Below are 25299 nucleotides of genomic sequence, written 5' to 3'. Positions count from 1 at the left end.
CTCCCTGATACATGGGATGCGTGATCAAGTTTCTGTTGGGCTTTCCAGAAGCGTCAATCCTCTTGCCTCTGCCAGCAAGAATCACTATTTAAAATGCCGCGCGGGACGACCTGCGCCAGTGTTCGCATCGGGGACGGCCCCATAGGAGGAAGTCCTATGGCAGGACCGATCGAACAATTTGCAATCAAGCCCATCGTTGAACTTGGCGAAATCGGCGGACAGCCGGTTGCTTTCACCAATTCCGCACTTTTCATGATGCTGACAGCGCTGAGCGCGGCTGCATTCATGTTCCTCTCGTCCAAAAGGGGCAGCGTGGTCCCGGGACGCTGGCAGTCCTCCGCCGAGATTCTCTACGAATTCGTGTCGAAGACATTGCGCGAGAATGCCGGTGAGAAAGGCATGACCTTCTTCCCCCTCGTCTTCTCGCTGTTTCTGTTCATCCTGTTCGCCAATCTGATCGGCATGTTTCCCTACGCATTCACGGTGACCAGCCATATCATCGTGACCTTCGCGCTGGCCATGCTCGTCTTTCTGACAGTGACGATCTACGGGCTTGTGCGCCACGGCTTCGGGTTCTTCCGGCTGTTCATGCCTGCGGGCGTACCGGTCGTGCTCGCACCGATCATCGTGCCGATAGAGATCATGTCCTATATCTCGCGCCCGGTCAGTCATTCAGTCCGTCTCTTCGCCGTCATGCTGGCGGGGCACATCACGCTGAAGGTCTTTGCCGGCTTCGTCATCGGGCTCGGCAGCCTTGGAACGCTAGGCATATTGACCGCCGTACTGCCGCTTGCCATGACCGTCGCGCTGACGGCGCTCGAATTGCTGATGGCGATCATTCAGGCTTATGTCTTCACCATGCTGACCTGCATGTATCTCAACGATGCACTGCATCCGTCGCACTGATCAAGGACTTCGCAGGAAGGACGACCTTCCTGCCCTCATCAACGAACGGGACGGCCCGTTCAGAACCCTCATCAGGGAGCATTAAAATGGCATGGATTTATCTGGCCGTGGCCGGGATTCTCGAAGTTGTCTGGGCCTTCTTCATGAAAAAATCGGAAGGGTTTTCCCTTCTCAAACCGAGCGTCATCACCATCGTGACGATGATCGGCAGCTTCGCTCTGTTGTCGATAGCCATGCGCAGCCTGCCGCTCGGCACGGCCTATGCAATATGGACGGGTATCGGCGCGGTGGGCGCTTTCGTGGTGGGGATCGTCATCCTCGGCGAAGCGGCCACCTTCTTCCGCGTCGCAAGCGTGACGCTGATCCTCGCCGGTATCATCGGATTGAAACTCTCATCCAGTTGATCCAGTTCGCCTACAAAAGAAAAGGGAGGCAAAAGCCTCCCTTTTTCATGGGTTAGAGTCGATCAGCGAACCTGATCGAGAAGACGCTTGCATTCGAGCAGGTCGAATAATGCCTCCTGCAACAGCGAGCGATTATCCTTCGACGGACGCCTTCCATCAGCGCCAATGGGACCATCTTCCTCGCCCTTCAGGAGACCGAAAAGCTTGCGGGCCGGTTGCGGCGCCTTGATGCCGCTAGGCAAAGCCATTTCATTATCCGCCGCCTCTTCGGCAGCCCGCTTGTCGGCGGCGGCCTGCTTCTGGCGCGTGATCGCCTCTATGGCCTGCACGTCGCCATTGCCAAGCGCGATGATGAACTGCGCATTGTTTTCGCGGAGCAGACGCTGCACACCCTTGATGGTGTAGCCCTGATCATAGAGGAGATGGCGAATGCCCTTCAGCAATTCCACGTCGAGCGGGCGATAATATCGGCGGCCACCGCCACGCTTCATTGGCTTGATCTGGGTAAAGCGTGTTTCCCAGAAACGCAGCACATGCTGCGGAAGATCGAGGTCCTCCGCTACTTCGCTGATCGTCCTGAACGCATCAGGGCTCTTGTCCATTCCACTTGCCCTTTCCAGAGGTTCGGGTTTCGCCGTCGCGGCGCAACCTCGCCGATCCAGATAGTTCAACTCGCCAACGCGAACGCGCTTGCTACACAAAAGGCGTTTCAGCATCGGATTTTAAAGGACGGGGAGTTAACAATCTCCAGCATGCAAAAAGGCACGGCTCAACGTCATTCAAAACCGGACGGCGCTCAACGCAAACTCTTTCTGAAAAACCTGCCATTTTTCAGATTGCAATATAGCAAAGCGATTCGCCCTGCAAAATCCATTATATAATATCAGAGCTTTATAAGCATCCCTTCACGCAGAACGGAAGGCAGCGCGGCTGGCACCGGCGCATAGTTAGAGCGGTTCCTGTTCTAACAGGAACGCCGGAACCGCTCTGACTACTTGTTTTATCGCATTATCCAACACATCGAAGCGGGTTAAGAAATCAGTCCAGTGAACTGATTTCACCGCGTAGACGTTTCACACTTTTGCTGGAAATGCTCTAGCCATGCAAATGGCAACCTGCATCAGGCAAAAGCCGGTCCCTTTGCGCTTGACCCGGGGTCAGGCGCAGAAGGAACCGATGTCAGTTTGAGATGATGGCGCAAAAACAAAAATGCCGCCCGTTGGGCAGCATTTCAGGAATTATTTCTGGCTTTTGGCTTCGCGCTTCTGATGTTCCTGCAGAATACGCTGCTTGAGAACGTTAGAAGCTTTGAAAGTCATCACACGGCGGGGAAGAATTGGAACTTCCTCGCCTGTTTTCGGATTACGGCCAATGCGCTCGTTCTTGTCGCGAACCTGAAATGTCGCGAAGGACGACAATTTCACCGTTTCGCCGTTGACGATAGCGTCACAGACTTCGTCGAGGATCATCTCGACAAGAGCCGCCGACTCCGTTCTGGAAAGGCCTACCTTCCGGTAAACAGCCTCTGCCAGATCAGCTCGCGTGACCGTTTTACCTCCCATGACCGAACCTGCCTGGTTAGCGTTTGAACAGATAATATCCTTACGTGACAGGACGTTACACAAATAAAAGCGCAACGGTCAAGCAGCGAGTTTCCTCACGGCAGATCAAATTTATCGCTTACCAACGCAACAGAACCGCGCCCCAGGTGAATCCGCCGCCCATTGCCTCCAGAAGAACGAGGTCGCCCTTCTTGATGCGACCGTCCGCAACAGCGGTTGCGAGCGCCAGCGGAACCGAGGCAGCAGAGGTGTTGCCATGACGGTCAACGGTGATGACCACCTTGTTTTCCGCAATATTCAGCTTCTTGGCGGAAGCGTCGATAATGCGCTTATTGGCCTGGTGCGGGACGAACCAGTCGATATCCTCGGCAGTAAGGCCGGTTTCATCGAACGAGGCCTCGATAACGTCGGTGATCATGCCGACTGCGTGCTTGAAGACTTCGCGGCCTTCCATGCGCAGGTGGCCGACGGTCTGCGTCGTGGACGGGCCGCCATCGACAAAGAGCTTTTCCTTGTGATTGCCGTCCGAACGCAGGTTGGCGGCGAGAACGCCGCGATCCGAGGTCAGGCCATTGCCCTCGGCGGCTTCCAGCACGAGCGCACCGGCGCCATCGCCGAAAAGAACGCAGGTCGTGCGGTCACTCCAGTCGAGAATACGCGAAAAGGTTTCCGCGCCAATGACCAGAACGCGCTTCGCCATGCCGCCGCGGATATAGAGGTCCGCCGTGGTGATGGCATAGATGAAGCCGCTGCACACGGCCTGCATGTCGAATGCAAAACCGGTGGTGATTCCAAGCTCGCGCTGGATTTCCACGGCACTGGCCGGAAACGTATGGTTGGGTGTGGAGGTGGCCAGCAAGACGAGATCGATATCGGTCGGCTGCAAGCCTGCATTCTCGATCGCCGCGCGCGCTGCTGCGGTGCCAAGCGAAACCGTGGTTTCATCGTCGCCCGCAATGTGACGTTCACGGATACCCGTGCGCTGCACGATCCATTCGTCCGAGGTTTCGATGATACCTTCGAAATCGGTATTCTTCATGACCCGCTTCGGCAATGCCGAACCGATACCCCGCACGACAGATCTTATCATCTCTTATTTCCTGTCCTTACATGCGACCGGCGCGGCGAACATCGTGCGCGCAGTCGAGAATTCTGGCCCTACACATAACCGGTAAAAGTTACTTCACCGCTTCGGCGCCGAAGGATATCCGGCAATCCGCAAGTCTTTCAAATGCACTTCCTGGATGGCGTTGCGGAATTCAAGCCTTCGCAGCCTCGTCACCTTCACTCGAAACATGCGGATGACTGTGGTGGAAATGCGCCAGATCGGCCTCGATCTTTTCCAGAAGGCGATTTCTCACCATGTCATAGCCGACTTCCACCGCCGAACAGAAGCCTTCGGCATTCGCGCTGCCATGACTTTTGATAACAATTCCGCTCAAGCCAAGGAAAACGCCGCCATTGACCTTGTTCGGGTCCATTTTCTCGCGCAGGCGGTCGAACGCGCCCTTGGCGAAAACGTAGCCAATCTTGGCAAGCAGCGTGCGGCTCATGGCCTGACGCAGCAGCTCCGCCATCTGGCGGGCCGTGCCTTCCGCGGCCTTGAGCGCGATATTTCCGGTGAAACCTTCGGTCACGACCACATCCACCGTACCCTTGCCGATGTCGTTGCCTTCAACAAAACCGGAATAGGCAAGTCCTTCAAGCGGCGTATCGCGCAGAATCTGGCCTGCTTCCTTGATCTCGTCGAGGCCCTTGACCTCTTCCGTGCCGACATTGAGAAGCCCGACGGTCGGCTTGCGCACCTCGAACAGGGCACGCGCCATACCCGCGCCCATGACGGCATAGTCGACGAGCTGGCGCGCATCGGCGCCAATGGTGGCGCCTATATCGAGGACGATGCTTTCACCGCGCAGCGTTGGCCAGATGCCCGCAATCGCCGGACGCTCGACATCCGACATCATACGCAGGCAAAACTTGGACATGGCCATAAGCGCGCCGGTATTGCCGGCGGAGATACATGCCTGGGCGTCGCCGGTCTTTACGGCCTCAATGGCCTGCCACATGGACGATTTGCCACGACCGGCGCGCAGGGCCTGGCTTGGCTTGTCGTCCATGCTGATGGCAACCTCGCTCGCGCGGAACTCCGATGCGGCCTTCAGCTTCGGATAGCGTGCCAGCACCGGCTCCACCTGCGCGGGGAGACCGAAGAATATGAAGCGGATGTCAGGATGACGCTCAAGCGCCTTCGCTGCGCCGGGGATGACCACTTCAGGGCCAAAATCACCGCCCATCGCGTCAATCGAAATTTTGATCACTCTTGATTATTCCTGTGCGACCCTGCTCCTGCTCTGCCTTTTGCAGCAGACAGGTTTTCGGCGAAAATAGTGCTTTTGCGTTTCCACACAACCAAATTCTGACAAACTCACTGTGAATTACGGCTTCTTTTGCCATTCCGAAAGTTTCGCAAATGGCGAAACGGGCTTCTCTTCCCCATCATCGTCCCCGAAAACCTTCGGCTCGCTATCGTCCGGCAAGCCTGGCTTGCGGGGATAGGGATCGATGGCGAGATCGAAGAATTCCTCCGCAATCGCACCGACATCGATCTTGTCGCCGACAAAAACTTCCGGACTGTCCGCGCCTTCCGCATCGAGCAGCATTTCGCCGCTATCATCAAGCTGAATTCGCGCCAGCCGTGAATTTTTCGGCACGAAAATCGTATCGACTTCCTCGGCAATGCTGTTGGTCAGCGGTTCCAGCGTCACGACGCAGGATTGAACGATTTCCGCGTCGATACGGCCACGCACCCGGATACCATCCTTTTTCCAAGGCGTAATCAGAAACTCTGCGGCAAAGGCATTCACGGCCTCAAGCCCATGGTCTGCCGCGAGCGCTGCGCGCTCTTTCTCATCCGTGCCTATTTTCACCGTTACGCCCTTTTGCGGCAGGTGAAGAACCGGAACAGGATAGGTGAGCGCCGGTTTATCAGTCATTCTCATTGGCCTTTTTCAGCATTGTTCGTTGGCGCAAAGTCGCCTTTGGCGCGCATCTTATCCGAAAACTGTTTTACACTTTTCAGGATGCGCTCTTAAGTTTTGTTCCCATGCATGTCTCCCAAAACCGGTTCCCACTTTTCGGAGACATGCTTTAGTCTGCATCCATATAGGAAATGTCGCCTGCCACCAAAGCGTCGTCTGCAATTTTTTGCAGCCGGTCGCGGCACGCCAGCACATATTCAGCCAAATGGTGGGCATGCGGCCAGAATTCGAGATCCGGGCGGATGTTTCGCGTCAGGGCCGCCGCCAGCGCATCGCCATCATTCGCGTCGAGCGCCTCGCCATAAGCCCCGACGCGGCCATAGAACATGCGCGCAAGCTTTTTCATGCGCTTCGGCACGCCCTGGTCGCCGATGCCCAGTTCGCGAAGCGAATGGTCGACATCCTTGAAAAACTCGTCGGCGATTTCCTGCGCGAGATCGGCAAGCGCCCTGTTTTCTCCCCTCATGCGGTGAAGCGCGAGGAAAATATGAAGGGAAAGCATTTCATAACGGCCCAGCGGCGTGTCAGGCACCTGAAATTGTGCATAGAACCGTTTTTGCCGCGCCGCCGCCACGATCACCTCGTAAACGCGAAGCATAATTGCCTCGTTTGCTTTGGATTTGCGGCGGAAAAGTTGGAGAATCATGTCCGTACGACCGTTCCAGTTGCATAAATAAGCAAGGTGGTTTACCGAAGTTCTCCCGACGGCGAAAGTGCCGCGCTGATTTAGAATGTATGGAGAGGTCTTTGTTGCAGCGAATTTTTCCAAGCATGCGCACGCAGCGTGCTCTTCTCGCAGGCACGGCAATTCTCGTCTCAGTGGCGCTTGCGGGGTGCAATACTGCATCCACGCTTAATCCGTCCGAAACTCTGACAGAGGGTTACGTACTCGATCAGAACGCGCTTGATTCGGTCCCTGTCGGCTCCAGCCGCGAGCAGGTGCTTCTGGCGCTCGGCACGCCGTCCACCACCGCGACCTTCGACAATGAAGTGTTCTATTACATTTCGCAGAAGCGTTACCGCGCCGCGCAGTTCATGAAGCCGAAGATCATCGAGCGACAGATCCTCGCCATCTATTTCGACAAGGACGGCAAGGTCGAGCACATCGCCAATTACGGCCTGAAGGACGGCAAGCTGTTCGATTTCGTGTCGCGCACGACGCCGACCGGCGGCAAGGACCAGAGCTTCCTCGGCCAGATCATTCAGGGCGTGTCCAAGGCCCCGACATCCTTGCCGGGCGCCGCAGGCGGCCCCAGCAACTGATCCTGCCGATACCTCCAAAACGAAAAACCCGCCTTCACGGCGGGTTTTCTTTGTTTGAAGCTCAGTCCGTCAGGACATATGCGCCAGCACAGCCAGCAGCAGCAGGGCCACGATGTTGGTGATCTTGATCGCCGGATTGACGGCTGGACCGGCAGTATCCTTGTAGGGATCGCCGACCGTATCGCCCGTCACCGATGCCTTGTGCGCTTCCGAACCTTTCAGGTGCTTCACGCCATCGGCATCGGTAAACCCGTCCTCGAAGCTCTTCTTGGCGTTGTCCCATGCACCGCCACCAGATGTCATGGAAATTGCGACGAACAGGCCATTGATGATGACGCCCAGAAGCGATGCACCAAGGGCTGCAAAGGCCGCAGCCTTGGAGCCTGAAATAAGCAAAACGCCGAAATAGACGACAATCGGCGCCAGCACAGGCAGGAGCGACGGGATGATCATTTCGCGGATTGCCGCCTTCGTCAGAAGATCGACCGCACGGGCATAATCCGGGCGTTCCTTGCCGGTCATGATGCCCGGCTTCTCGCGGAACTGGCGGCGCACCTCCTGAACCACCGCGCCCCCGGCCCGGCCCACGGCGGTCATCGCCATGCCACCGAACAGATAAGGGATAAGGCCGCCAAAGATCAGTCCCGCAACTACATAGGGGTTGGAGAGATCGAAGGAGACAGGCCCCATATCCGCGAAATAGGGATAGGTCTGCCCGTTGGCGGCAAAATAGGCCAGATCGTTGGAATAAGCCGCAAACAGCACCAGCGCACCAAGCCCCGCCGAACCGATGGCGTAGCCCTTGGTGACAGCCTTGGTTGTGTTGCCCACGGCATCCAGTGCATCGGTGGCCTTGCGGACTTCCGGGTCGAGACCGGCCATTTCCGCGATGCCGCCGGCATTGTCGGTAACCGGGCCGAAAGCATCGAGCGCTACGATCATGCCCGCAATGCCGAGCATGGCGGTAACGGCGATAGCGGTCCCGAACAGGCCCGCAAGCTGGTAGGTCGAGATAATGCCGCCAACGATCACGATTGCCGGAAGCGCGGTCGATTCCAGCGAAACCGCCAGCCCCTGGATGACGTTGGTGCCGTGCCCCGTCACAGAGGCCTGCGCGATGGAATTGACCGGGCGCTTGTTGGTGCCGGTATAATATTCCGTAATCACCACGATCAGACCGGTAACGATGAGGCCGATCAGCCCGCAGATGAAGAGATTGGTGCCAGTGATGCTTTTTCCGGCGACCGTTCCGATCTCGCCCCAGCCGATCGTCAGCGTGTTGGCGACGGCAAGCCCGACAATGGAAAGCAGGCCCGTTGCGATCAGCCCCTTGTAGAGCGCGCCCATGATGGAGCCATCGACGCTGAGCTTGACGAAGAAAGTGCCCACGATCGACGTAATCACGCAGGCGCCGCAGATCATCAGCGGATAGAGCATGACGCTTGAAAGAACATCCGATCCGTTGAAGAAGATCGCGCCGAGAACCATGGTGGCAACAACTGTCACCGCATAGGTTTCAAACAGGTCGGCGGCCATGCCTGCGCAATCGCCGACATTATCGCCGACATTGTCCGCAATGGTCGCGGGGTTGCGCGGGTCATCCTCCGGGATACCGGCTTCCACCTTGCCGACGAGATCTCCGCCAACGTCTGCGCCCTTGGTGAAGATGCCGCCGCCAAGACGCGCAAAGATGGAAATAAGCGAAGCGCCGAAGCCGAGCGACACCAGCGCATCGATAACGGTGCGATCAGAGGGCGCGTAACCAAGCCAGACGGTGAGAATGAAATAGTAGACGGAGACGCCGAGCAGCGCGAGCCCGGCCACCAGAAGACCGGTAATGGCCCCGGACTTGAAGGCCAATTCCAGCCCCCCGGCAAGGCTGAGCGATGCCGCCTGCGCAGTGCGCACATTGGCGCGAACCGAAACGTGCATTCCGATGAAGCCGGTGACGCCCGACAGAACTGCACCGATCAAAAAGCCGATTGCCGCACTGATCGACAGCAGATACCAGGCGGCGAGAAAAACCACGACGCCAACGATGGCAATCGTTGAATATTGTCTTGTGAGATAGGCTGAGGCACCCTCGCGGATGGCTTCAGCAATTTCCTGCATGCGCTGCGTCCCCTGATCGGCTGCGAGAACCGAACGGATCGCCCATATGGCGAAAAGAACGGAAAGCACGCCGCAGGCAATGACGAGAACTAAGACTGCCACTCCCATTTGCATAAAGGCCAACTCCCATTGAGCGCATCCCGAAAAATGTGAAACGATTTTCGGAAAATATGCGCGGCCACCCAGACAATTGGAGCGCCGGCCTGCCGCAACAGATCGGAACGCGCTCCATAGCTCGCGCTGGCTGCCGTCTGACCGCGAGCCGCGATGTCGGCAGACACGTGCGCAGGATAGGCCCGAAAACCCCTCCCCGGACCCGACTGAGCGGCATGGAAGTGCCTGAAGCCAATGCAAGATACCGGGCTTCTTCGGTATATTCGCCAGGAAACTTACGCCTTGGATTCAATGAATTGGCGCGATTCCCTGCATTTCAGCATTCTCAATGCCGCGCGACCAACATGCGAAACGGTTTAACAAACGTCAAGTCGTTCTTTGCCAGCGTACAATGAAAGAAGGGCTGCGATTTCTCACAGCCCTTCTTTCAGGATTATCGTCGGCGAAGCCGGATCAGCGCGGCTTCACGCCACGGCTCTCGCCACGAATGACAAACGCCAGACGATCGAGCACGGCATTGACCAGCTTCGGCTCTTCCTCCGTATAGAAGGCCTTGGCGATATCGACATATTCCGACACGATGACTGCCGTCGGCACGTCCTTGCGCGTCTGCAATTCCCATGCACCGGCGCGGAGAATGGCGCGCAGCGTCGAATCGAGACGCGACAGCGGCCAGTCCTCCGTCAGCGCCTGATGGATCATCGGGTCGAGCTTCAGCTGCTCATCCACGACGCCGGCTACGATTGCGCGGAACCATTGCGGATCGGCATCGAGATACTGCGTGCCGTCCACTTCCTTGCCGAGGCGGAAAGCTTCGTATTCGGCCACCACTTCCAGGACGCCCGTCCCGGCCACATCCATCTGATAGAGCGCTTGCACGGCAGCAAGACGGGCGACGCCGCGCTTGTTGGCCATGCGCGGGGCATTGGGAGTCGGGCGGCCTCCGGTAGAAGAACTCATAACGATCAGACTCCGAACTTCTTGCGCAGGTCGATCATGGTCAGTGCGGCGCGGGCAGCAAAACCGCCCTTGTCCTTGTCAGCGCGGCGGGCGCGAACCCATGCCTGCTCTTCGTTCTCGACGGTCAGGATGCCGTTGCCGATGGCGATGCTCTCCTCGACCGAAAGGTCGGTGAGCGCGCGACAGGATTCATTGGCAACGATATCGAAGTGATAGGTTTCACCACGGATGACCGTGCCCAGCGCGACATAGCCATCATATTCCGTGCCGCCATTTTCTTCACCGTCGAGCGCAAAGGAAATCGTCGCCGGAATTTCGAGAGCGCCGGGAACCGTCACGACATCATAGGTCGCCCCTGCCTCATCCAAGGCTGCCTTTGCGCCATCCAGAAGCGCGTCGGCGAGATCATCGTAGAAACGCGCTTCAACAATAAGCAAATGCGGCGCATGCGCCTCGTGCTTGGACATGAGAGACTCCATGACAAATCTTGCGGACCGCAACGATTGCGGTCAACGCTTAAAATCGGGAAATGCTGTTACAGCTTTAGAGTTTTAGGCTCTAAGCCTATTTCTGATATTGCGCAAGCCTTGCTGCGTATCGTGCCAGCTGGTCGATCTCGATATTTACCTTATCGCCCGCTTTCCGCTCGCCCCATGTTGTGACTTCCAGCGAGTGGCGGATCAGGAGCACATCGAACTCGTTTCCATCGACACCATTGACCGTCAGCGACGTACCATCAAGGGCAACCGAACCCTTCTGGGCGATGAACGGTGCCAGTTCTTCCGGCGCGCGCAAGGTGAAACGCACGGCGTCGCCCTCTTCCTTGCGGTCGATGATTTCAGCCTGTCCGTCCACATGGCCGGAAACCAGATGACCGCCCATTTCGTCGCCAAGCTTCAGCGAACGCTCCAGATTGATGTTGCGTCCGTTCTGCCAAGCGGAGATCGTGGTGAGGCGCAGCGCCTCTTCCCATGCCTCCACCTCGAACCAGCGGGCATTGGTGCCTTTTTCCGGCAGCGCCACCACCGTCAGGCAGACCCCGGAACAGGCAATCGACGCGCCCAGTTCAATCGTTTCCGGGTCATAGGCGGTCTCGATACGCAGAAGGACGCCTTCATTCAGCGGCTTGATCCGGTCAACCTTGCCTATATCGGTGATAATGCCTGTAAACATCAAATCTTCCTTACATATTCTGCATAGGCATCGTCGCCATAGCGCGCCTGCCTCAGAATTTTGAATTCGTCTGCGATATGGGTTTCAAGGCCGTCCACGGCAACCCCATGTTCCGAGCCGATTTCAACCGGCGAACGGAAGATGGCAAGCCGGTCCACCAGCCCCTCGTCGAGAAAGCTCTTTGCAACGCCCGCGCCGCCTTCAACGAGAACCGAGGAAATGCCCTGCGCGGCAAGATCGTCCATCAACTCGGGCAATGCGATGCGGCAATCGTCGGCTTCGGTCGCGAGGATGCGGCAACCGGCAGCCGTCAACTCATAACGCCGTTCGGGCGACGCCTCCTCGCCGCAGGCGATCCACAAGGGCTGGGCATCGGTGGTCTGTACGAGTCTTGACGAAAGCGGCAGGCGCAATCCGCCATCGAGCACCACGCGGACCGGCGAACGCTGTCCCAGCCCCCGAAGGCGGCAGTTCAGAACGGGATCATCCGCAAGCGCTGTTTCAATACCGATCAGGATAACATCTGTCTGCGCGCGGAGGATATGGGACTGCGCACGCGCAATCGGTCCCGTTATCGCGACCTGTCCCTCGCCGCGCCTGCCGATCATGCCATCAGCGGAAAGCGCAAGTTTCAGAATCACTTCCGGGCGCTTCTTCGCAGATCGATTCAGATAGCCCGCCAGATCGTCGGCAGCCTGATCGGCGAGAATGCCGGGTACGACCTCTATCCCTGCTTCACGCAGGATGGCGAAGCCCTTTCCGCTGACCCGCTCGTCCGGATCGGTCGCCGCCGCCACGACACGCGCCACCCCTGCCCGCACCAGCGTTTCGGCGCAGGGCGGCGTGCGCCCGTGATGGGCGCATGGCTCCAGCGTCACATAAGCCGTCGCGCCACGCGCGGCGTCTCCCGCCTCCGCCAGCGCCTGCGGTTCCGCATGGGGCCTGCCGCCCAGCGCGGTCACGCCGCGCCCGACGATGACGCCATCCTTGACAATGATCGTGCCGACGGACGGATTGGTGCCGGTCAGCCCCTTGTGACGGCGCGCATAACGGATCGTCGCCTCCATGAAGCGAACATCATCCGAAGTCACGTCCGAATGCGGAAACTTGCTGCCACTCATGCTCAAGCGTCCAGATCGTCCTCGGTTTCAGGAACCGTCAGCTCGTCGATGACATTGTGGAAATCGACGGCCTTGCTGAAATTGCGATAGACTGACGCAAAGCGGATATAGGCGATATCGTCGATGCCTTTCAGCGCATCCATGGCCAGCCGCCCGATCTCGTCGGAGGTGACTTCCGCTTCGCCTGAACTTTCAAGCTGGCGGACAATGCCTGAAATAGCCCGTTCAACCCGGTCATTATCGACATCGCGCTTGCGCAACGCCACCTCGATGGACCGCGTGAGCTTGTCGCGATCGAAAGGAACGCGACGCCCGCTTTTCTTCACGACCATCAGGTCGCGCAACTGCACGCGCTCGAAGGTCGTGAAACGCCCGCCGCAAACCGAGCAGACACGACGCCGGCGGATGACAGCACCGTCTTCCGCCGGGCGGGAATCCTTCACTTGCGTATCTTCAGACTGGCAATAGGGACAACGCATGGAACTCTTTCAATTTCAATATCGGCAGCTTCAAAACTGGCAACCTTAACACTGGCAATGGACCGCTCATATGTGGGGTCACTCCCCTTGAAAACTCAAGAGCGCGCTCTCCGTAGCCGATTCCTGCCGATCATAGCCGATTAGTGGCAATCCACCTACCGGATGGGAGAATGAAAAAAACCCCGCTCAACAGGGTTGAACGGGGTTTTCTCTCGATCATGGAAACCGGCTTATCCCTGATAACCGTACATCGGGAAACGGTCGGTAAGCGCGATGACCTTTTCCTTCACGGCCTGTTCGACAGCGGCATTGCCTTCGTCGGAATTGGCAACCTTCAGGCCGTCGAGAACTTCGGCGATCAGCGAACCGATTTCCTTGAATTCAGCAACGCCGAAACCACGCGTCGTGCCGGCAGGCGTGCCAAGACGAACGCCGGACGTGACGAACGGCTTTTCAGGGTCGAACGGAATGCCGTTCTTGTTGCAGGTGATGTTGGCGCGGCCAAGAGCAGCTTCTGCACGCTTGCCCGTCGCGTTCTTCGGGCGCAGGTCAACCAGCATCAGGTGGTTGTCGGTGCCGCCCGAAACAATGTCGAGGCCGTGGGACTTCAGCTCTTCGGCCAGTGCGCGCGCATTGTCGACGACGTTCTTCGCATAGAGCTTGAACTCCGGCTTCAGTGCTTCCGCGAAGGCGACAGCCTTGCCAGCGATGACGTGCATCAGCGGGCCACCCTGAAGGCCGGGGAAGACAGCCGAATTGATCTTCTTGGCGATGTCGGCATCGTTGGTGAGGATCATGCCGCCACGCGGACCGCGAAGCGACTTGTGCGTCGTCGTGGTGCAGACATGCGCATGCGGGACCGGCGAAGGATGAACGCCACCGGCAACCAGCCCGGCGATATGCGCCATGTCGACCATGAGATAGGCGCCGACTTCGTCGGCAATCTCGCGGAAGCGCTTCCAGTCCCAGATACGCGAATAGGCGGTGCCACCGGCAAGGATGAGCTTCGGCTTGTTTTCGCGTGCAAGGCGGGCAACTTCGTCCATGTCGAGCAGGTGGTCGTCCTTGCGGACGCCGTAGGAAACGACATTGAACCACTTGCCGGACATGTTGACCGGCGAACCATGCGTCAGGTGGCCACCGGAATTCAGGTCGAGGCCCATGAACGTGTCGCCCGGCTGGAGCAGCGCGAGGAACACGGCCTGGTTCATCTGGCTGCCGGAATTCGGCTGAACGTTGGCAAATTCTGCGCCGAAGAGCTTTTTGGCGCGTTCGATGGCCAGTTCTTCCACAACGTCGACATACTGGCAGCCGCCGTAATAGCGCTTGCCCGGATAGCCTTCGGCATATTTGTTGGTAAGGATGGAACCCTGTGCTTCCAGAACAGCGCGCGAAACGATGTTTTCCGAGGCGATCAGCTCGATTTCATGACGCTGACGACCGAGTTCGTTGCGAATTGCACCGAAAATCTCGGAATCGATGTCCTCGAGGCTTGCATTGAAGAAAACGTCGGAAGACGCGTTCTTGGCGGCGGCGTTGGCTTGAGACATGTTTCACACCCTCCGGGTTAGCCGGTAAAAGCTATATGGATGAGGCGCATTATCACACTTGAGCGCACAAGGCCAATGGCCGCAAAGCGAAAAGCTTATTCCAAAATGCGGCAAACCGATTTGATAATTGAGCCAAGACGAAAAAGCCGCCCGGAACGGGTCCGGACGGCTTGAAACGCGCAGTCGAGATGAGAATCAGGTGTCGGTGCCAAGCGCGAGGGCCGTTGCACCGTCCATCTTGTAAATGTCGTCGCGGAACTGCACCACGCCGTCGCCGGTGGACCATGCGGAAATGTAGACGAAGTGCAGCGGAACCGGATCGGCAACCTGGATCGGCGTGTTCGTACCCGACTTGATCGTATTTTCGATGGTCTGGCGATCCCAACCGGCCGTGTTCTTCAACAGCCATACGTCGAGATCGCGGACATTCTGGACGCGGACGCAGCCGGAAGAGTCGAAGCGCATGAGCTTGTTGAAATAGCTCTTCTGCGGCGTGTCGTGCATATAGACCTGATGCTGATTGTGGAAGTTGATCTTGGTCGAGGACATGGCGTTGATCTTGCCCGGGTCCTGACGGAACATCAGCTTCACTGCATCATCCGTGTTCCAGTCCACGGTTTCAGGCGCAACTTCCTGACCGGACTGGTCGTAGAGACGGATTTTGTTCTTCGCCAGATATTGCGGATCCTTCCGCATCAGCGGAATGATGTCCTTCTGGATGATCGACTTGGGCGCGGTCCAGTAAGGATTGAGAATGACTTCGTGAATCTTTGAGTTCAGGATCGGCGTCTGGCGATCGATCTTGCCGACAACCGCCGTATGACGCTGCACGACGCTGCCGCCTTCAACGGCTTCGATGCGCGCGGCCGGAATGTTGACCATCACGAAACGCTGTTCCTGCATGCCCTGATCGGCCAGTGGCGAAAGCCGCTGGAGATTGGTCTGGAGCTGTCCGAGGCGCGTATTCGCGTCCACGTTCATCGCGGCATAGGTGAACTGCCCCATGACGCCATCGGCAGGCAGGCCGTGACGGGACTGGAAGCGCTTGACGGCAGCATCGACATAGGTGTCGAACGAGCTGGAAAGACCGGCTTCCTGCGGCAGGTCGCCGGAAATCATGAGACGCTTGCGCAGCGCCTGCACGGCGGGATCGGTCACGCCGATCTGGAGCTTTGCATTGCCCGGCACGCTCGGCCAGCCGCCGCGACCGGCAATGTCGGTATACTGCGCGATGGCAGTCTGGAGATTGCCGACCGTCTGGGGGCTCAGAACCGGCTGGTTGGTCGCGACGCGTTGTCCGCCCGTTGCACGGGCATCGAACTGGTCGTCCCAGTTGCCGCGCCGCGGCGCTGCGATAACATCAGTCAGAACCTGCTGGGCATAGGCCGAGGAAACCATGGCGGAGGCTGCCACGGAAAGGCCGGCGGTTGCCGCGCCGCGCAGGAAACTGCGGCGATCTACTTTGAAAGCATCGGCTGGTCTGTCGGTCTTGGTCATCTTGCGTAGTCCCAAAAGGCTAACCGCTCGCGCGGGATCTTCCCAGAGAATATCAGCAATAGTTCAGCAAGGCGATATCCGGACAGAAAGCGATGCGACGATGCCCGCTTATCCGAAATTCGACTTTCGAGCCCATTCCTGAATGAAGGAGGCACAATATTGCCCGTGCCATTGTAAAACGCTTATGTCGTTTTTTATGGCTTAATCATGTCGCATGGCCGGAATTTCAAGCCACGCGCCTTACGATTGAGAGCTTCACAGCGCCTTATTCTTCTCAATGGCAGCCTGTTGTGACAGTTCTGCAACAAACCATCAGTCAGCCAGAGGCGGCGAGCCGAGATCAGAGGCGGTATGCGATGCTGTCGTTCCAGAAGCGGTCGAGACGCTGCAGCGACTTGTTCATCGCCATGAATTCATCGACCTGAATACCGCCAATCTGCTCGATGGAAGAGATATGGCGTTCGTAGAGCGCGGCCACCTGATCGGCGATGGCATTGCCCTTGTCCGTCAGGCTGACGCGCACCGAACGGCGGTCGACACGCGAGCGCTGATGATGGATGAAGCCCATCTCGACCAGCTTCTTCAGATTGTACGAAACGTTGGAGCCGAGATAGTAACCGCGCGAGCGCAGTTCGCCTGCCGTCAGTTCCGAATTGCCGATGTTGAAAAGCAGAAGCGCCTGCGTCGCATTGATGTCGCTCTGGCCGTTGCGGTCGAACTCGTCCTTGACGACGTCGAGCAGGCGGCGATGCAGGCGCTCGACCAGCTGGAGGGCTTCCAGATAGAGCGAGCGAAGTGCGGTTTCCGGTGTCGTGAGCGGAACGGACAACTCCGTCTTGCGCTGTGCGTTGATCATTTCTTTTGCCTCTCTGCCGGAGCCGCATTCCATGAAACCATGATGCAGCTCTCTGTCCTGTTTTACGCGGTGTATTGTTTCTCACCGTCTTGAGAGCAATTTAGGGGAGATGCATAAAATTCGACTTAAAAGTCAGCCTTAACAGTAACTTACCGGCAAAATTGGCCATTCAGGCTTAATGTTTGCTTACTCCGCGGCGACCTTGAGCCTGCTCCGCAATGCGCTGTTTTGGCGTAAAATGCCGGTTTTCCGGGCCTTGGAAAGCGCGTCACATTAAACTTTCGTCATTTGAGAAGTATGTGGACAGGAGCTAGTTACCGGCTATCAACATTCCATTGGAGGGACCATGACGCTTCGTTTCGCACAGTATTTTGTGGTCGGCGGACTGTTAAGCTTTACCGGCTTCACGAATTTCGCTCATGCCGAACCCGTTTCCGCCGCTCCGCAAATGACCATGTACAAGGACCCTTATTGCGGCTGCTGCGACGGCTGGGCCGAACATATGAAAGCCGCCGGGTTCAATGTGACCGTGAAGGTCGAGGAAGCGATGGACAGCGTAAAGGCAAAACATGGTGTCGCCGCCAATCTTGCCTCGTGCCACACGGCGGTCGTCGATGGATATGTCATTGAGGGGCATGTTCCGGCTGGCGCGGTCAAGCGGCTTCTGGCGGAACGTCCGCAGGCAACGGGGCTGACCGCCCCCGGAATGCCCATGGGCTCGCCCGGCATGGATATGCCGGGCAGCAAGGCCCAAACCTATGATGTGCTGCTTTTCAAAGGCCAGATGACGAAGCCCTTCGCCCGCTATGAAGGAACGCAGCCGCTATAGAATCTATATCGGCAGGCTCGCGCGGGCCTGCCGTTTCTTCTCAAAGAAGAGCAGAATGCGAAATGCGATAAATATGACGATGCAGGCCGCGTTGAACCCGACCGTGAGCGGCTTGTACTCGAAATGTCGCGAAAAAACGGAATAGATGGCGATTTCGCCGAGTGCTGCCACGAACCATAGCACAGGCCCCCAGGGCGCCCGCATCCATAGTCCCGTTGCCGCGACCGGCATCAGAACAGCCAGAGCGACGACCGCCGTCTGCCAGGTCCATGGCATCAGGTCGAACCGCCACAGAAGCCCGGGATGAATACCGATCAGCCTGACCCAGTAGAACACACCGCTGGCCAGCGCCACGAGCGCGAGTATCCGGATGAACCATGTGAAGGCCCATTCGGTTCCGCTGGGCTGGATATGCTGGCGCAGCTCGTTCATATGCATCAGGAGATCCTCACAAGGTCAGTTCCCCGTCGCCGAGATTTGCAAAATAGGCGTTGACCTGTTCGGGCTTCACGTCATCGAGCGTTGCAGGCTTCCATGTCGGCGCGCCGTCCTTGTCGATAAGCAATGCGCGAACGCCCTCATAGAAATCATGCCCTTCCAGCATGCGGTTGGCGATGCGGTATTCCATGCGCATGCAATCGTCGAGATCGAGCGCGCGCCCATCGGCAATCTGGCGGAAAGTGACAGCGACACTGGTCGGGGAGCGCGTGGCGATCACCTTCACAATGTCCATTGCGGCCTTGTTGCCGGCTTCCGCTTCTTTTTCCAGCGCGGCCATGCAGTCGGCAAGCGTTGCGCCCGAAAAACACTCCGCAATGATCTGGCGGGTTTCGACGGAGGTTTCAAAATCGGGGTACTGGCTGCGCGTCAGCGCCGCGTCGATGTCGGCGGTAGCGATGATGTCTTCGCGCAGGTCATGCAGATCGCTTGCGGCGACCGCATGGGTTGCGATCCCGCTCTGCAGGCAGTCGCCCCAGCGGATGCGGTTGCCGGTGAGCGCCAGATAATACCCGAAATTATCATGCAGATGCGGGAGAAATGCGCTACCCCCTACATCGGGGAAGAAGCCAATGCCGGTTTCCGGCATGGCAAACATGGTGTTTTCCGTCACGATGCGATGCGAACCATGAACGGAGATGCCCGCGCCGCCGCCCATGACGATGCCGTTGATCAGGGAGATATAAGGTTTTGGAAAACGGCCAATGCGCGCATTGAGCCGATATTCGTCGCGGAAGAATTCGTAAGCTGGTGTTCCGGCCTGACCGGACTTGTAGGCAGCGACCACATCGCCGCCGGCACAGAAGGCCCGCCCCTCGCCTTCGAGAATGACGCATGCCACTTCAGGGTCGTCTTCCCAGGACTGCAATGCGCGGTCGAGCGCCAGAATCATCTTATGCGTGAGCGCATTGAGGGCTTCGGTCCGCGTAAGCTTCACAAGCCCCGCTTTTCCCTTGCGTTCAAAGCTGATTTCGCTGCCACCGCCGAAGTCAATCTGCATATCGTGTCTCCCGTTCCTGTAAATGGGTAGAAAGTGAGACGCCCCGCGTCAATCCTGCACAGGTCAATGTTCTTGGTTTCGGCACTTTTCCCATGATAAACGAAGCGCATCCGATACTAGTGGATTGAATTTGACGTTTGATATCCGTCCGATATTAATCCCGTTTCAAACGTCAAATTCGAAAATCCACTAGATCCATAAAGTTACCGGTGGTCTTTTTGACCAGCCCTGCGATTTCATGTTCCAGGGCCTCCATTCTCGGGAATAGCCTCATGACCGATCGCCAGTCCAAATATCTGCCCGCCAATATCAGCCAGCATGTCGATGACGTCACCGGCAGCAGACGCCTGCGCCGCATGCGCAAGGCCGACTGGTCGCGCAGGCTCGTGCAGGAAACCCGGCTGACGGTCGATGATCTTATCCTGCCGTTCTTCCTGACCTATGGCACCGGCGTTGCCGAGCCCGTGGAAGCCATGCCCGGCGTCGAGCGCTATTCGGTCGACATGGCAGTGCGCATGGCGGAGAAAGCCGCCAAGCTCGGCATCCCCGCCATCGCGCCCTTCCCGCGCGAGAAGCTGGAAGTGAAGACCGAGGACGGCGCTTTCGTCGCAAGCCCGGACAATCTGATCAATCGCGCCGTGCGCGCAATCAAGAAGGAAGTGCCGGAAATCGGCATTATCACCGATGCGGCGCTCGACCCGTTCACCACGCATGGCCATGACGGCATCCTGCGCAACGGCGAAATCATCAACGACGAATCGGTCGCCATGGTGGTTCGGGGCGCGCTTTCGCAAGCCGAAGCCGGTGCCGACATCATCGCACCTTCCGACATGATGGACGGTCGCGTCGGCGCCGTGCGCCAAGCGCTGGACGAACATGGCTTCTGCCACATTCCCATCATGTCCTATGCAACCAAGTTCGCTTCCGCCTTTTACGGTCCATATCGCGACGCCATCGGCACGCAGGGCCTGCTGAAAGGCGATAAGAAGACCTATTATCTCGATCCGGCCAATCCGGAAGAAGCCGTGCGCGAAGCCGAGCAGGACATTGCCGAAGGCGCGGACATGCTGATGGTCAAGCCGGGCCTGCCCTATCTCGACATCATCCATCGCCTGAAGAGCGAATTCCGCCTTCCCACCTATGCCTATCAGGTGTCGGGCGAGTATGCGATGATCAAGGCCGCCGGGATCAACGGCTGGATCGACGAAGAAAAGGTGATGATGGAAAGCCTGCTCGCCTTCAAGCGCGCCGGCTGTGATGGAATTCTCACCTATTTCGCAATCGAAGCAGCTCAAAAGCTTAAACAGCAAGGCTGACCGGCAAGGCACCCTTTCGGGAAATCATCACATTTCCTTGAATCCGCCGGTTTTGGTTCCCATGTTGATGACTGTTCCGCCGAGGTGGCGGGGCAGCGCCGGTTGTCAAATCCCCCCGGGCGCTTCTTTTGAAACGACTGGAAGGAAAAATGTCCGACCATATCCTGCACGGCGAAGTCATGGGCCCGCGTTATGAAAGCCGCGCATTTTTTGAAGGCGTGCGCACGCGCCGCATTATGGCTTTTCTCATCGATTACCTGATTGTTTTCCTGCTCTGCATCCCGGCAGCAATCGTCATCGCAATCCTGGGCATAATCACGCTCAGCCTCGGCTGGATGCTCTACGGCATCATGTTCCCGATGGTGGCGCTGTTTTATGTCGCGCGGACCCTGGGCGGGCCGCAGCAGGCCACCAAGGGCATGCAGATGATGAATATCAAGCTCGTCCGGCTTGAAGGCGGCACGGTCGATCCCATGCTCGCAATCGTCCATACGGTCCTGTTTTGGGGTCTGAATGTCGTCCTGACGCCGCTGATCCTGCTTGCAACGCTGGTTCTCGACCGCAAGCGCACCGTGCACGATCTTCTGCTCGGCACGGCTGTCATTCGTTCTGATCGATAAACGACAGAGCATTTCCTGATTCTTCATGAAACACCGGAAATGCTCTGCTTTTTTATCGGCCATCCTGGCGCGAAAACCGGCTCCCACTTTTCGGGGTGCGCTTCAGATCAAAAAAATTCAGAGCCGGCTGCGCAAAATGCCTATTGACGTTTTGTGCGGTCGGCTCAATCCTTACAAAAAGTATCGTGATGGTTTCGGTATTGCCATTTCGTGGATATTGAATGACCCATCAACCGCAACAGTCTCCGCAGTTCTTTCTGACAGCTCCGTCTCCCTGCCCGTATCTCGAAGGCCAGATGGAGCGAAAAGTCTTTACGCATCTGGTCGGCGACAAGGCGAACGAAATCAACGATCTCCTGACGCAGGGCGGTTTCCGCCGATCCCAGAACATAGCCTATCGTCCGGCCTGCGAATTGTGCCGGGCCTGCATATCCGTTCGCATCCTTGCCGGAGAGTTCAAGATGACGCGCAACATGCGGCGCGTCTGGACGCAGAATAACGATCTGATCGGACGCGTGCACAAGGCCCAGCCCAGCACCGAGCAATATGCGCTTTTCCGCGATTATCTCGATGCGCGCCATCGCTCGGGCGGCATGTCGGACATGACGGTTCTCGATTATGCGATGATGATCGAGGATACGCATGTGAACACGCAGATCATCGAATATCGCAAGCGCGGCCCGGAAAGCTTCATCAGCGCCAAGGGCGATGGAGAGCTGGTCGCGGTAGCACTTACCGACGTGATGGCCGATGGTCTGTCGATGGTCTATTCGTTCTTCTCACCGCATATGCATGATCGGTCGCTTGGCACCTATATGATCCTCGATCATATCCAGCGCGCGCATGCCGCCGGTCTGCCGCATGTCTATCTCGGCTATTGGGTCGAGGGATCACGCAAGATGCAGTATAAAATCCGCTTCACACCGCAGGAGCACCTTGGCCCCCGCGGCTGGCAGCGGTTCGAGGGCTAGCCTACCAGCGGTTTTTCCATGGGATATGAGAGCTCTCCGCCGCGCCTTATCTCCGCTTCGCCTACCGCTACATACCCTCGTCCGGCATAAAAACGGCGCGCTGTTTCGGTACTGACAAGACGCGCAACAGCCACCTTTCGAAATAAAAGATATTCCTCGAGTTTTGAAATGAGCGCCTTGCTGACACCATGAAAGCGAAATTCCGGCGCAACATAATTCAGCAGGATCTCTCCCTCATCCGTCGCCAGCCCCACACCGGCTATGGCATTCCCTATTTCAGCAACGAGCATCAGTTGAGATGGAGCTTCAATCCACTTGAACACGTTTTCAGGCGTCTTGTTGGCTAGCCACGGCGCGAGGATATCATCGCGATTATGGTGATCTGCCTCGCACAGTTCACTGATCGAACGCCTTAAAATCTCGCAATGAGTACAGCGTCATTGAGTAAGGCCGGACGAACCTGCATGATTTTCTCCTTACAACACGACCCGCTGGGTCGTGTTGTAAGTAAAGCCGCAATCAGCTCGAAAATCGATCACAACTTGTAGGCTCTCGAGCAGCCTCCAACTGCAAGTTTAAAACTTGCCTGAACGCGGGAAGCCCTTTGGCACCAGACGGCCCGCAGAGGCGCGCGCGCCGATCCATTCCACAAGCTCTTCCTTGCTGCGATTGAACGTGCGCTCTGCCGAATCCTGCCAGGAAAGTCCTTCGGCAATTGCAAAGGTGCGGACGTCGGACACACCGCCATCCTTGTATTTTTGCAGGCGCACGCCCTTGCCGCGGGTCATTTCCGGAATGTCGGAAAGCGGGAAGACCACCATCTTGCGGTTCTCGCCGACCACTGCGATATGATCGCCGGAAACACGCTGGCAAAGCTTCGCCTCGTCCGGCGCCTTCACGTTCATCACCTGCTTGCCCTTGCGGGTATTGGCCACAGCCTCGCTTTCGGGAACGATAAAACCGTTACCCTCGTGGCTGACGAGAAGCAGTTTCGCCGCCGGATCGTGCACGAAGGCTGTCAGAATGTCCTGATCGTTTTCCATATCGACAAGGATGCGGATCGGCTCTCCATGTCCGCGACCGCCCGGAAGCGTATTCGCGCCGATGGTGAAGAACTTGCCGCCTGTCGTGAAGAACAGGAGCTTGTCGGTCGTCTCGGCATGGAAAGCGAGCTTGAGCTTGTCGCCCTCCTTGAAGGCGAGCGTCGAGAAATCGGCCAGATGCCCCTTCATCGCCCGCAGCCAGCCCTTTTCGGATACAACGATCGTGACCGGCTCGCGCTCGATCATTGCCTGATGGATATCTTCCAGATCGTGGGTTGGCGCGTCGGCGAAGGTCGTGCGGCGCGCACCAAGTTCGGTCTTCGGGCCGAACTTTTCGCGTACCGACTTGATTTCGGCGCTGATCTTCTTCCATTGGCGCGTGCCGGAAGCGAGCAGCCCTTCAAGGTCCGTCTTCTCCACCGTGAGGTCATCGAACTCCTTGCGGATTTCGAATTCCTCAAGCTTGCGCAACGAACGCAGGCGCATGTTGAGGATCGACTCGGCCTGAACGTCGGTCAGTTCAAAGGTGCGCATCAGGTCCTGTTTCGGCTCATCCTCCTCACGGATGATGCGGATCACCTCATCAAGGTTGAGATAGGCGATCAGCAGGCCGCCGAGAATTTCCAGGCGCCGTTCTATTTCCGCCAGCCGGAATTGCGAACGGCGGACGAGCACTTCCTTGCGATGGTCGAGCCACTCGCGCAGGACGGCTCCCAGCGACAGGACATTCGGCACCTTGCCGTGCGACAGCACGTTCATGTTGAGCGAAACGCGGCTTTCCAGCTCGGTCAGCTTGAACAGCGATTCCATCAACAGTTCGGGATCGACCGTCCGGTTCTTCGGCTCCAGAACGATGCGAATGTCTTCCGCCGACTCGTCGCGAACATCGTCAAGCAATGGAAGCTTCTTTGCCAGAAGCAGTTCGGCGATCTTTTCGATGAGGCGCGACTTCTGCACCTGATAGGGAATTTCGGTGATGACGATCACCCAGGTGCCGCGATTGCCCTCTTCCTTTTCCCAACGCGCGCGGACACGAAACGCGCCGCGGCCCGTGCGATAGGCATCGAGGATATTGCCGTGCTCTTCGACAAGAATGCCGCCGGTCGGGAAATCCGGGCCTCGCACCTTGCATTTCAGCAGAGCTGCCGGATCGGTCTCGGCTTCGCGCTTCAGTTCTTCCCATTGTTCGGGCGAGGTAACAAGTTCCTCCACCGGCGCTTCGGGATGATTGATCAGATAGAGCGCCGACGAGCAAAGCTCCGCCACATTGTGCGGCGGAATGTTGGTCGCCATGCCGACCGCGATACCGGCGGAGCCGTTGGCGAGCAGGTTCGGGAAAGCGCCGGGAAGGACGATGGGTTCCTCGTCTTCCTCATTATAGGTCGGACGGAAATCGATGGCGTTTTCGTTGATGCCTTCGAGCAGCAGCGTCGCGACTTCCGTCATACGCGCTTCTGTGTAACGCATGGCGGCAGCATTATCGCCGTCGATATTGCCGAAATTGCCCTGCCCGTCCACCAGCGGATAACGCACCGCGAAATCCTGCGCCAGACGCACCAGCGCATCATAAATCGATGCGTCGCCATGCGGATGGAACTTACCCATCACGTCGCCGACGATACGGGCGCATTTCGCATAGGCCTGATCGGGATTGAGGCGCAGCAGGCGCATGGCATGCATGATGCGGCGATGCACGGGCTTCAGGCCGTCGCGCACGTCCGGCAGCGCGCGATGCATGATCGTCGACAGCGCATAAGCGAGGTAACGTTCCTCGAGAGCCGATTTGAGATCGACCCGCTCGATGTGTTCTTCGCCGTCGTCCGGCGGAATCAGACTTTTTCCCATGTCTCTTCGTACCAACTGCGCGATTCGCCAGCAAGAGTTCAGGAGAACCAATCCAGTACATTAGTGTGCAATAGTCGCAATCCTGCCGCCATTTGCGTCCTATAGAGCTATCAGGGTGAATTTCCCCCGCTGCAATCGCAGG

The 25299-nt window shown here is 57.7% G+C and carries 26 protein-coding genes; 7 read left to right on the top strand and 19 right to left on the bottom strand.

Features of this window, described 5'->3' with window-relative positions; translation table 11 throughout:
- Positions 1–156: 156 nt before the first annotated feature.
- Both OINT_RS04050 and sugE read left to right on the top strand, forming a co-directional pair.
- On the top strand, positions 157–906 hold the full coding sequence (locus OINT_RS04050; protein WP_025091375.1) for a F0F1 ATP synthase subunit A: 750 nt from the start codon (positions 157–159) through the stop codon (positions 904–906).
- Between the two features lie 86 nt (positions 907–992).
- Entirely contained in the window at positions 993–1310 is a 318-nt protein-coding gene (gene sugE / locus OINT_RS04045) for a quaternary ammonium compound efflux SMR transporter SugE (protein WP_006466500.1), read from the top strand.
- Between the two features lie 62 nt (positions 1311–1372).
- Here sugE and OINT_RS04040 read toward each other — a convergent pair whose 3' ends face one another.
- The 6 genes from OINT_RS04040 to OINT_RS04015 all read right to left on the bottom strand — a co-directional run bounded on the left by OINT_RS04040 (position 1373) and on the right by OINT_RS04015 (position 6556).
- Positions 1373–1912 carry a MerR family transcriptional regulator gene (locus OINT_RS04040; protein ID WP_021587780.1) on the bottom strand — a complete coding sequence of 180 codons (540 nt, stop codon included), beginning with the start codon at positions 1910–1912 and terminating at the stop codon, positions 1373–1375.
- Positions 1913–2548: 636 nt separating this feature from the next.
- Positions 2549–2872 carry an integration host factor subunit alpha gene (locus tag OINT_RS04035; protein ID WP_006472791.1) on the bottom strand — a complete coding sequence of 108 codons (324 nt, stop codon included), beginning with the start codon at positions 2870–2872 and terminating at the stop codon, positions 2549–2551.
- A gap of 118 nt (positions 2873–2990) precedes the next feature.
- Positions 2991–3962, bottom strand: coding sequence for a beta-ketoacyl-ACP synthase III (locus OINT_RS04030; protein WP_025091374.1), 972 nt, complete (start codon positions 3960–3962; stop codon positions 2991–2993).
- Positions 3963–4131: 169 nt separating this feature from the next.
- Positions 4132–5190 (bottom strand): phosphate acyltransferase PlsX, encoded by a 1059-nt coding sequence (plsX, locus tag OINT_RS04025; protein WP_006466495.1) that lies wholly within the window; start codon positions 5188–5190, stop codon positions 4132–4134.
- A 117-nt stretch (positions 5191–5307) separates the two neighbouring features.
- On the bottom strand, positions 5308–5865 hold the full coding sequence (locus OINT_RS04020) for a YceD family protein (protein ID WP_025091373.1): 558 nt from the start codon (positions 5863–5865) through the stop codon (positions 5308–5310).
- Positions 5866–6019: 154 nt separating this feature from the next.
- Positions 6020–6556 carry a ubiquinol-cytochrome C chaperone family protein gene (locus tag OINT_RS04015; RefSeq protein ID WP_039852501.1) on the bottom strand — a complete coding sequence of 179 codons (537 nt, stop codon included), beginning with the start codon at positions 6554–6556 and terminating at the stop codon, positions 6020–6022.
- A gap of 101 nt (positions 6557–6657) precedes the next feature.
- Between OINT_RS04015 and OINT_RS04010 the strand changes: the two genes are divergently transcribed.
- Positions 6658–7173, top strand: a complete 516-nt coding sequence (locus OINT_RS04010) for an outer membrane protein assembly factor BamE (RefSeq protein WP_006466492.1) — start codon at positions 6658–6660, stop codon at positions 7171–7173.
- A gap of 69 nt (positions 7174–7242) precedes the next feature.
- Here the strand turns inward: OINT_RS04010 and OINT_RS04005 are convergent, their stop codons facing one another.
- The 9 genes from OINT_RS04005 to ldtR all read right to left on the bottom strand — a co-directional run bounded on the left by OINT_RS04005 (position 7243) and on the right by ldtR (position 17035).
- Entirely contained in the window at positions 7243–9399 is a 2157-nt protein-coding gene (locus OINT_RS04005) for a sodium-translocating pyrophosphatase (RefSeq protein WP_021587783.1), read from the bottom strand.
- 453 nt (positions 9400–9852) lie between these two features.
- Complete coding sequence (nusB, locus tag OINT_RS04000) at positions 9853–10359, bottom strand: transcription antitermination factor NusB (RefSeq protein ID WP_006466489.1); 507 nt, start codon at positions 10357–10359, stop codon at positions 9853–9855.
- Between the two features lie 5 nt (positions 10360–10364).
- Entirely contained in the window at positions 10365–10826 is a 462-nt protein-coding gene (locus OINT_RS03995; RefSeq protein WP_006472785.1) for a 6,7-dimethyl-8-ribityllumazine synthase, read from the bottom strand.
- Between the two features lie 97 nt (positions 10827–10923).
- A complete protein-coding gene (locus OINT_RS03990; protein ID WP_006472784.1) occupies positions 10924–11532 on the bottom strand; it encodes a riboflavin synthase in 609 nt (202 codons plus the stop codon).
- Positions 11532–12653 carry a bifunctional diaminohydroxyphosphoribosylaminopyrimidine deaminase/5-amino-6-(5-phosphoribosylamino)uracil reductase RibD gene (ribD, locus tag OINT_RS03985; RefSeq protein WP_025091371.1) on the bottom strand — a complete coding sequence of 374 codons (1122 nt, stop codon included), beginning with the start codon at positions 12651–12653 and terminating at the stop codon, positions 11532–11534. The genes OINT_RS03990 and ribD overlap by 1 nt, the downstream gene beginning before the upstream one ends.
- Positions 12654–12655: 2 nt before the next feature.
- Positions 12656–13132, bottom strand: coding sequence for a transcriptional regulator NrdR (gene nrdR / locus OINT_RS03980; RefSeq protein ID WP_006466485.1), 477 nt, complete (start codon positions 13130–13132; stop codon positions 12656–12658).
- Between the two features lie 230 nt (positions 13133–13362).
- Entirely contained in the window at positions 13363–14682 is a 1320-nt protein-coding gene (gene glyA, locus OINT_RS03975; RefSeq protein WP_006466484.1) for a serine hydroxymethyltransferase, read from the bottom strand.
- Between the two features lie 195 nt (positions 14683–14877).
- Entirely contained in the window at positions 14878–16179 is a 1302-nt protein-coding gene (locus tag OINT_RS03970; RefSeq protein WP_025091370.1) for a L,D-transpeptidase family protein, read from the bottom strand.
- 340 nt (positions 16180–16519) lie between these two features.
- A complete protein-coding gene (gene ldtR, locus OINT_RS03965; protein ID WP_025091369.1) occupies positions 16520–17035 on the bottom strand; it encodes a transcriptional regulator LdtR in 516 nt (171 codons plus the stop codon).
- A gap of 346 nt (positions 17036–17381) precedes the next feature.
- Between ldtR and OINT_RS03960 the strand changes: the two genes are divergently transcribed.
- Positions 17382–17864: a DUF411 domain-containing protein gene (locus OINT_RS03960; RefSeq protein WP_006466481.1), complete on the top strand. Its 483-nt coding sequence runs from the start codon at positions 17382–17384 to the stop codon at positions 17862–17864.
- Positions 17865–17867: 3 nt separating this feature from the next.
- On the opposite strand, the gene OINT_RS03955 is transcribed toward OINT_RS03960, so the two are convergent.
- Both OINT_RS03955 and OINT_RS03950 read right to left on the bottom strand, forming a co-directional pair.
- Entirely contained in the window at positions 17868–18302 is a 435-nt protein-coding gene (locus OINT_RS03955; RefSeq protein WP_006466480.1) for a DUF6163 family protein, read from the bottom strand.
- Positions 18303–18312: 10 nt separating this feature from the next.
- The gene (locus OINT_RS03950) at positions 18313–19362 is read right to left on the bottom strand and encodes an enoyl-CoA hydratase/isomerase family protein (RefSeq protein WP_006466479.1); all 1050 of its coding nucleotides are present in this window, start codon (positions 19360–19362) and stop codon (positions 18313–18315) included.
- Positions 19363–19634: 272 nt separating this feature from the next.
- On the opposite strand from OINT_RS03950, the gene hemB reads away from it, so the two are divergent.
- The 3 genes from hemB (at position 19635) to OINT_RS03935 (ending at position 22269) form a co-directional block, all read left to right on the top strand.
- Positions 19635–20678 (top strand): porphobilinogen synthase, encoded by a 1044-nt coding sequence (hemB, locus tag OINT_RS03945; protein ID WP_025091367.1) that lies wholly within the window; start codon positions 19635–19637, stop codon positions 20676–20678.
- Positions 20679–20827: 149 nt separating this feature from the next.
- The gene (locus tag OINT_RS03940; protein WP_006472776.1) at positions 20828–21298 is read left to right on the top strand and encodes an RDD family protein; all 471 of its coding nucleotides are present in this window, start codon (positions 20828–20830) and stop codon (positions 21296–21298) included.
- 221 nt (positions 21299–21519) lie between these two features.
- Positions 21520–22269, top strand: a complete 750-nt coding sequence (locus tag OINT_RS03935; protein WP_006466476.1) for an arginyltransferase — start codon at positions 21520–21522, stop codon at positions 22267–22269.
- Here OINT_RS03935 and OINT_RS22480 read toward each other — a convergent pair.
- Together OINT_RS22480 and OINT_RS03925 are read right to left on the bottom strand one after the other, a co-directional pair.
- Positions 22266–22631 carry a GNAT family N-acetyltransferase gene (locus OINT_RS22480; protein WP_266035533.1) on the bottom strand — a complete coding sequence of 122 codons (366 nt, stop codon included), beginning with the start codon at positions 22629–22631 and terminating at the stop codon, positions 22266–22268. The genes OINT_RS03935 and OINT_RS22480 overlap by 4 nt on opposite strands.
- 213 nt (positions 22632–22844) lie before the next feature.
- The gene (locus OINT_RS03925) at positions 22845–25157 is read right to left on the bottom strand and encodes a DNA topoisomerase IV subunit A (RefSeq protein ID WP_039852494.1); all 2313 of its coding nucleotides are present in this window, start codon (positions 25155–25157) and stop codon (positions 22845–22847) included.
- Positions 25158–25299 lie beyond the last annotated feature (142 nt).

Origin of the sequence: Brucella intermedia LMG 3301, assembly GCF_000182645.1 — a bacterium.
Taxonomy (GTDB): Bacteria; Pseudomonadota; Alphaproteobacteria; order Rhizobiales; family Rhizobiaceae; genus Brucella; species Brucella intermedia.
The sequence above is the reverse complement of the archived record's forward strand: the minus strand, read 5'-3'. Positions and strand labels throughout refer to the sequence as shown.

Coding starts and splice junctions, on each gene's coding strand:
- OINT_RS04050 (WP_025091375.1), top strand. CDS start 157: ATGGCAGGACCGATCGAACAATTTGCAATCAAGCCCATCGTTGAACTT.
- sugE (WP_006466500.1), top strand. CDS start 993: ATGGCATGGATTTATCTGGCCGTGGCCGGGATTCTCGAAGTTGTCTGG.
- OINT_RS04040 (WP_021587780.1), bottom strand. CDS start 1,912: ATGGACAAGAGCCCTGATGCGTTCAGGACGATCAGCGAAGTAGCGGAG.
- OINT_RS04035 (WP_006472791.1), bottom strand. CDS start 2,872: ATGGGAGGTAAAACGGTCACGCGAGCTGATCTGGCAGAGGCTGTTTAC.
- OINT_RS04030 (WP_025091374.1), bottom strand. CDS start 3,962: ATGATAAGATCTGTCGTGCGGGGTATCGGTTCGGCATTGCCGAAGCGG.
- OINT_RS04020 (WP_025091373.1), bottom strand. CDS start 5,865: ATGACTGATAAACCGGCGCTCACCTATCCTGTTCCGGTTCTTCACCTG.
- OINT_RS04015 (WP_039852501.1), bottom strand. CDS start 6,556: ATGATTCTCCAACTTTTCCGCCGCAAATCCAAAGCAAACGAGGCAATT.
- OINT_RS04005 (WP_021587783.1), bottom strand. CDS start 9,399: ATGCAAATGGGAGTGGCAGTCTTAGTTCTCGTCATTGCCTGCGGCGTG.
- nusB (WP_006466489.1), bottom strand. CDS start 10,359: ATGAGTTCTTCTACCGGAGGCCGCCCGACTCCCAATGCCCCGCGCATG.
- OINT_RS03995 (WP_006472785.1), bottom strand. CDS start 10,826: ATGTCCAAGCACGAGGCGCATGCGCCGCATTTGCTTATTGTTGAAGCG.
- OINT_RS03990 (WP_006472784.1), bottom strand. CDS start 11,532: ATGTTTACAGGCATTATCACCGATATAGGCAAGGTTGACCGGATCAAG.
- ribD (WP_025091371.1), bottom strand. CDS start 12,653: ATGAGTGGCAGCAAGTTTCCGCATTCGGACGTGACTTCGGATGATGTT.
- nrdR (WP_006466485.1), bottom strand. CDS start 13,132: ATGCGTTGTCCCTATTGCCAGTCTGAAGATACGCAAGTGAAGGATTCC.
- glyA (WP_006466484.1), bottom strand. CDS start 14,682: ATGTCTCAAGCCAACGCCGCCGCCAAGAACGCGTCTTCCGACGTTTTC.
- OINT_RS03970 (WP_025091370.1), bottom strand. CDS start 16,179: ATGACCAAGACCGACAGACCAGCCGATGCTTTCAAAGTAGATCGCCGC.
- ldtR (WP_025091369.1), bottom strand. CDS start 17,035: ATGATCAACGCACAGCGCAAGACGGAGTTGTCCGTTCCGCTCACGACA.
- OINT_RS03960 (WP_006466481.1), top strand. CDS start 17,382: ATGACGCTTCGTTTCGCACAGTATTTTGTGGTCGGCGGACTGTTAAGC.
- OINT_RS03955 (WP_006466480.1), bottom strand. CDS start 18,302: ATGCATATGAACGAGCTGCGCCAGCATATCCAGCCCAGCGGAACCGAA.
- OINT_RS03950 (WP_006466479.1), bottom strand. CDS start 19,362: ATGCAGATTGACTTCGGCGGTGGCAGCGAAATCAGCTTTGAACGCAAG.
- hemB (WP_025091367.1), top strand. CDS start 19,635: ATGACCGATCGCCAGTCCAAATATCTGCCCGCCAATATCAGCCAGCAT.
- OINT_RS03940 (WP_006472776.1), top strand. CDS start 20,828: ATGTCCGACCATATCCTGCACGGCGAAGTCATGGGCCCGCGTTATGAA.
- OINT_RS03935 (WP_006466476.1), top strand. CDS start 21,520: ATGACCCATCAACCGCAACAGTCTCCGCAGTTCTTTCTGACAGCTCCG.
- OINT_RS03925 (WP_039852494.1), bottom strand. CDS start 25,157: ATGGGAAAAAGTCTGATTCCGCCGGACGACGGCGAAGAACACATCGAG.